At 43.9% G+C, this 4,465-nt stretch carries 5 protein-coding genes and 1 pseudogene; 3 read left to right on the top strand and 3 right to left on the bottom strand.

Going from position 1 to position 4,465, the window contains the following annotated elements; translation table 11 throughout:
* Positions 1-123 precede the first annotated feature (123 nt).
* Positions 124-439 (bottom strand): annotated as a pseudogene (locus IQ229_RS14620) (transposase); the annotation flags it as partial.
* A gap of 416 nt (positions 440-855) precedes the next feature.
* Entirely contained in the window at positions 856-1,392 is a 537-nt protein-coding gene (locus tag IQ229_RS14610) for a MarR family winged helix-turn-helix transcriptional regulator (RefSeq protein ID WP_194044833.1), read from the bottom strand.
* Positions 1,393-1,451: 59 nt separating this feature from the next.
* Here IQ229_RS14610 and IQ229_RS14605 point away from each other — a divergent pair, with 59 nt between their 5' ends.
* Positions 1,452-1,922: a GNAT family N-acetyltransferase gene (locus IQ229_RS14605; RefSeq protein ID WP_194044831.1), complete on the top strand. Its 471-nt coding sequence runs from the start codon at positions 1,452-1,454 to the stop codon at positions 1,920-1,922.
* A 1-nt stretch (position 1,923) separates the two neighbouring features.
* Here the strand turns inward: IQ229_RS14605 and IQ229_RS14600 are convergent, their stop codons facing one another.
* Positions 1,924-2,127, bottom strand: coding sequence for a hypothetical protein (locus IQ229_RS14600; RefSeq protein WP_194044829.1), 204 nt, complete (start codon positions 2,125-2,127; stop codon positions 1,924-1,926).
* A 14-nt stretch (positions 2,128-2,141) separates the two neighbouring features.
* Between IQ229_RS14600 and IQ229_RS14595 the strand changes: the two genes are divergently transcribed.
* Both IQ229_RS14595 and IQ229_RS14590 read left to right on the top strand, forming a co-directional pair.
* Positions 2,142-2,342 (top strand): hypothetical protein, encoded by a 201-nt coding sequence (locus IQ229_RS14595; protein WP_228013472.1) that lies wholly within the window; start codon positions 2,142-2,144, stop codon positions 2,340-2,342.
* A gap of 202 nt (positions 2,343-2,544) precedes the next feature.
* On the top strand, positions 2,545-4,465 hold a 1,921-nt coding region (locus tag IQ229_RS14590), incomplete at its 3' end, for a glycoside hydrolase family 15 protein (RefSeq protein ID WP_194044827.1).

Raw genomic sequence — 4,465 nt, 5'->3', positions numbered from 1 at the left:
TGTATGTGTCAGAAAATCAGTTATGTTCATTGGTTTGAGGAGATGATGTCATGTTGACTATTTTGGACTTTTTAGAGTTAGTGTAATTAAATATGTAAAGTTTTGTATCAAGATTCAACATTTCTGATCTAATCCATAAGTCTGTTTACCTGATTTGCTGACTACAACTTCATCTCCTGCAAGTAAATATACCTCATTTGCACGAAACAAATGCTTGCGGAAAAATAGCCAAAATAACGTCGCCCAAGGTATTACTGTATGAAAAAATCTCAATATCGTCCGATAACTGCCACCAATCCCTGCCCAACGTGATATTCAAGGGCATTGTGACTCGGCCGTTCATTGCTAACATAGCCAAGATTATTTGGTTCAACTGCCGCATTGTTGTAGCGTTTATCTGCGGTAGCAGGCATTGTAAGAGTGATAGGATGTCGAGCATGGGCGAATTGTAGTTTTTGAGTTGTCGTTTGGGAAGACAACAACTCTACTACAGAGCGCCCTCTCTCTTCATACTCTTGTTTTGGCGAAGGTATTGTTTGACGCTTTTGATTTTGGTGTACGTAGCCAGTAAGAGTTCCGAACTGAATAGGTAAGCCATAACCAAGGCGTTGAAGGGTAGCGGAAATTGGTGGATTCATCCCTTGATATAGTTCACTCCAAGGATTTGGAATACTGCCGTTGGGGGAATTGAGATCAATTGCAGATGAGGCTGATAACACTAATTGCGCCATATCTAAAGCCAGTCGCCAGTCTAATAAACCGTGATAAGCAAGGTTCTGGTAATCTCGCAAACATAAGTTGCATGATGTATCACAGGCGTTTCCATGTGGCTGATTTATTCTGCATTCACCCCCGTTAAGTCAATTCGCTGTAACGTTTACTCACTGGACAATTCAGACAGTTTGTTTCATCACATAAACGGCAGATAGTTAAGGCGCTGTCCTTCGTTTTTGCTAGGGAAAATAAGATTTGGTTACTGATGCGGCACAAATGCAGGCGGTCTTTTGAGGATAGGGAAGCGATGGCTTCCTCAAGTGCCAAGAGCCGCGCTTGATGCATCTTACTCACCAGAGCTTCCCCTTCTTGGGTCAATTTCAGTTCCACAGCTCTGCGATCGACAGAGCAGCGTTCACGGAGAATCAATCCTTGTTTCTCCAGTCGCTCTACAAGCCGCACTGCACCTGGATGCGACATCCCAAGGGCGCGGCGCAATTGTTCAATCGGTATCCCTGGTGCATGTCTTACCAAGCACATAGCCTCGGCAGCCGGCCCTGCATCATCGATCATTCGCTTCACCGACTGGTCGACCGAATCTGTCAAGGCAAGAGCCAAAGCCCCCACTACATTCGCAAGGTTAGTGTTTTCCATACCTAAATTATATGCGTCATGCATATTGACATCAAGCAAATCTGGTGGTTATTATATGCTTCAAGCATACACTGAAATTCTCCATGATCCGACCTACAAAACCCGAAGATGCAGCAGCGCTGATTGCTGTAGCCAACACAATCGGTTTCCAGCCGAACGAACTCGATGATCTCGGCAAAATGCTGGCTGACTACCTCGGCGGCAACACCGACAGCGATCCCTTCTGGATCACCGATGACGATGACGAAGACGGGCCGGTGGGGGTCGCCTACTGTGAGCCTGAACGGATGACCGATCAGACGTGGAACCTACAATTGATCGCCATTCGCCCCGATCGCCAAGGACAAGGACGTGGTGGGAAACTGCTGCGCTACGTTGAAGAAACTTTGAAGGCCCGCGGTGGGCGAATGCTACTGGTGGAAACTTTAGAGAGCTTCGAGCGCACACGGACGTTCTACGCGAAGTGCGGCTACGAGGAAGAGGCTCGCATCCGGGACTTCTACACGGCGGGCGCTGATAAGATTGTGTTTCGTAAAGTGTTGAATGCGGACTAGATCACAGTAACCCTTGAACAAGTTTCGGTTCACAAGTGGAAAGATAGTAAAGTGGTTCACGAACGCTTCTATTAGGTGTAGATATAGCATAGCTGACACCAGGAAAAACATAGCTCATCCATGAGCATGAAAGCGCCATTGCGGTCGCTAGTCCTGAACTGGCAGCAGCTTTTAGTGCCGAAACTAATGAAGTACCATTAACCAAACCATCTGCTCACAGTGCTGTGTAAAGTATGTATATCAGACAACCAAGAAGAAAATCTAATAGTAGAGAATGTGGAGCCGCCAGAAGTTAAACTGACGGCTCCTGCATTATTTGAGATAGAAAGCACTTGGTTGGTGGTAGCCAAAAATCGTCAGGTGAATCGGGATTGGGAAGCTTTAATGCAGCGCCATCCAGAAAACACTCGGTGCTGTTAGGAGGATTTATGTACTGCACCAAATTTTAGTTTGCGATCGCTAAAATTAAGTACCCAGAGGCGTATTAACAGGAGATAATAATAAACTCACACCACCCTTAGCTGTTGTTCCATCAACCATTACAGAACTTCTTCTGGCTTGGTTTAGGTAATTCACTTGACAGTCACAGGGTCAATTTTTGCAAGTTGTTCTGAACCAAATCATGAAAACATCTACCGAATTGCTAACTCGTCTGGACTATTACTACCAGCAAATCAAGACTATTATCCTGACTCGACAGAATCCGATTACTGGTTTGTTACCTGCTAGTACAGCGATTACAGCCCACGGCGATTATACTGATGCCTGGGTACGAGACAACGTTTACAGCATTTTGGCAGTTTGGGGTTTAGGACTTGCATACCGCAAAATTGACGACGATGAAGGACGCACCTATGAACTAGAACACAGTGTCATCAAACTGATGCGCGGGTTGCTCTTTGCAATGATGCGACAGGCTCATAAAGTAGAGACATTTAAACATACTCAGTCGCTACTGGATGGACTACACGCCAAATATAATACTGCAACTGGTGACATTGTTGTTGGTGATGATGAATGGGGACATTTGCAACTTGATGCCACATCTATATTTTTACTGATATTGGCGCAAATGACCGCAGCCGGATTGCAAATAATTTATACGATTGATGAAGTGAATTTCGTCCAAAATTTAGTTTACTACATTGGACGAGCTTACCGCACACCAGATTACGGCATTTGGGAACGTGGTAATAAAATTAATCGTGGTAATGCTGAGTTAAATGCCAGTTCCGTAGGTATGGCAAAAGCTGCTTTAGAAGCTATCAATGGACTGGATTTGTTTGGTGTGCATGGTAGTCAAGCATCAGTAATTCATGTGCTACCAGATGAAATTGCCCGCGCCCGGATTACCCTGGAATCCTTATTACCGAGAGAATCTGGTTCCAAAGAAATTGATGCGGCGCTGTTAAGTATTATTAGTTATCCTGCCTTTGCAGTAGAAGATTTACAATTACGCGATCGCACTCTAAACGATATTATCAACAAACTCGCAGGTAAATACGGTTGCAAACGCTTTCTGCGTGATGGACACCAAACTGTTTTAGAAGATCATCAGCGTTTGCACTACGAACCGTGGGAACTCAAGCAATTTGAGCATATTGAATGTGAATGGCCGTTATTTTTCACTTATTTAGTTCTAGATGGATTATTTCGTGGCGAACAAGAACAAGTTAAAAAATACCAAGAGCTTTTAGAATCATTACTCATAGAACAAGATGGTTTGCGTTTATTGCCAGAACTTTATTATGTTCCAGCAGAAAATATAGAGGCAGAAAAGTTAGCACCTCAAACGCAACCACGTTTGCCCAATGAAAATATTCCTTTGGTGTGGGCGCAGAGTTTATATTTCCTCAGTCAAATGTTAAGCGAAGGGTTACTTGCGGTTGGTGATATCGACCCTTTGGGAAGGCATTTGTGTGTAGGAAAGCAGCGCGAAGCATTGGTACAAATTGCCTTATTAGCAGAAGATGAAGATTTACAAACGAAACTAGAAGTTCACGGAATTGAAGTACAAACACCCGCCCAGGTAGAACCGATTCAAGTGAGAAAAGCTGGAGAATTTTCAGCTATTTATACCCAAATTGGACGTAATGATAAACTTGGCTTAACTGGGCGGCCAGTGCGGCGACTGCGGAGTTTAACAACATCTAGAATCTTTCGAATTCGTGGTGAAACAATTGTATTTTTGCCTTCCTTCTCTGACTCTCAGCAGTTTTACTTAACTCTTGATTACCATTTTTTGCTGGATCAAATTAGAAGCGAACTAGCTTACATTCAAAAATATTGGAGCGATTTAGGGCGTCCTACTCTGACTTTAATGTTGACACACACCATGTTAGAAAGTGGTTCTGACGCATTACTAGAACTGATGCAAGAACTCAAAGATGGTGTTTGTAACGGCGTACGGGTGAAATTAGGGCGGCTAAATCAGCTAATGCTAACAGCTGGAATCCAAAGAATTGATTTTCTTCCCAATGCAGAATTCTCGCGATCGCCAGTGAAAAATGCTAGTCCACGTTGCTATCTGTCTCTTATAGACA

The sequence above is a fragment of the Nostoc cf. edaphicum LEGE 07299 genome (genome assembly GCF_015207245.1).
GTDB classification, from domain to species: domain Bacteria; phylum Cyanobacteriota; class Cyanobacteriia; order Cyanobacteriales; family Nostocaceae; genus Nostoc; species Nostoc edaphicum_B.
Note: the sequence above shows the minus strand (reverse complement) of the source record. Positions and strands in the feature narration are given on the sequence as shown.

Excerpts from the sequence above, each read along its gene's own strand:
- IQ229_RS14610 (WP_194044833.1), bottom strand. The coding sequence starts at position 1,392 with ATGCATGACGCATATAATTTAGGTATGGAAAACACTAACCTTGCGAAT.
- IQ229_RS14605 (WP_194044831.1), top strand. The coding sequence starts at position 1,452 with ATGATCCGACCTACAAAACCCGAAGATGCAGCAGCGCTGATTGCTGTA.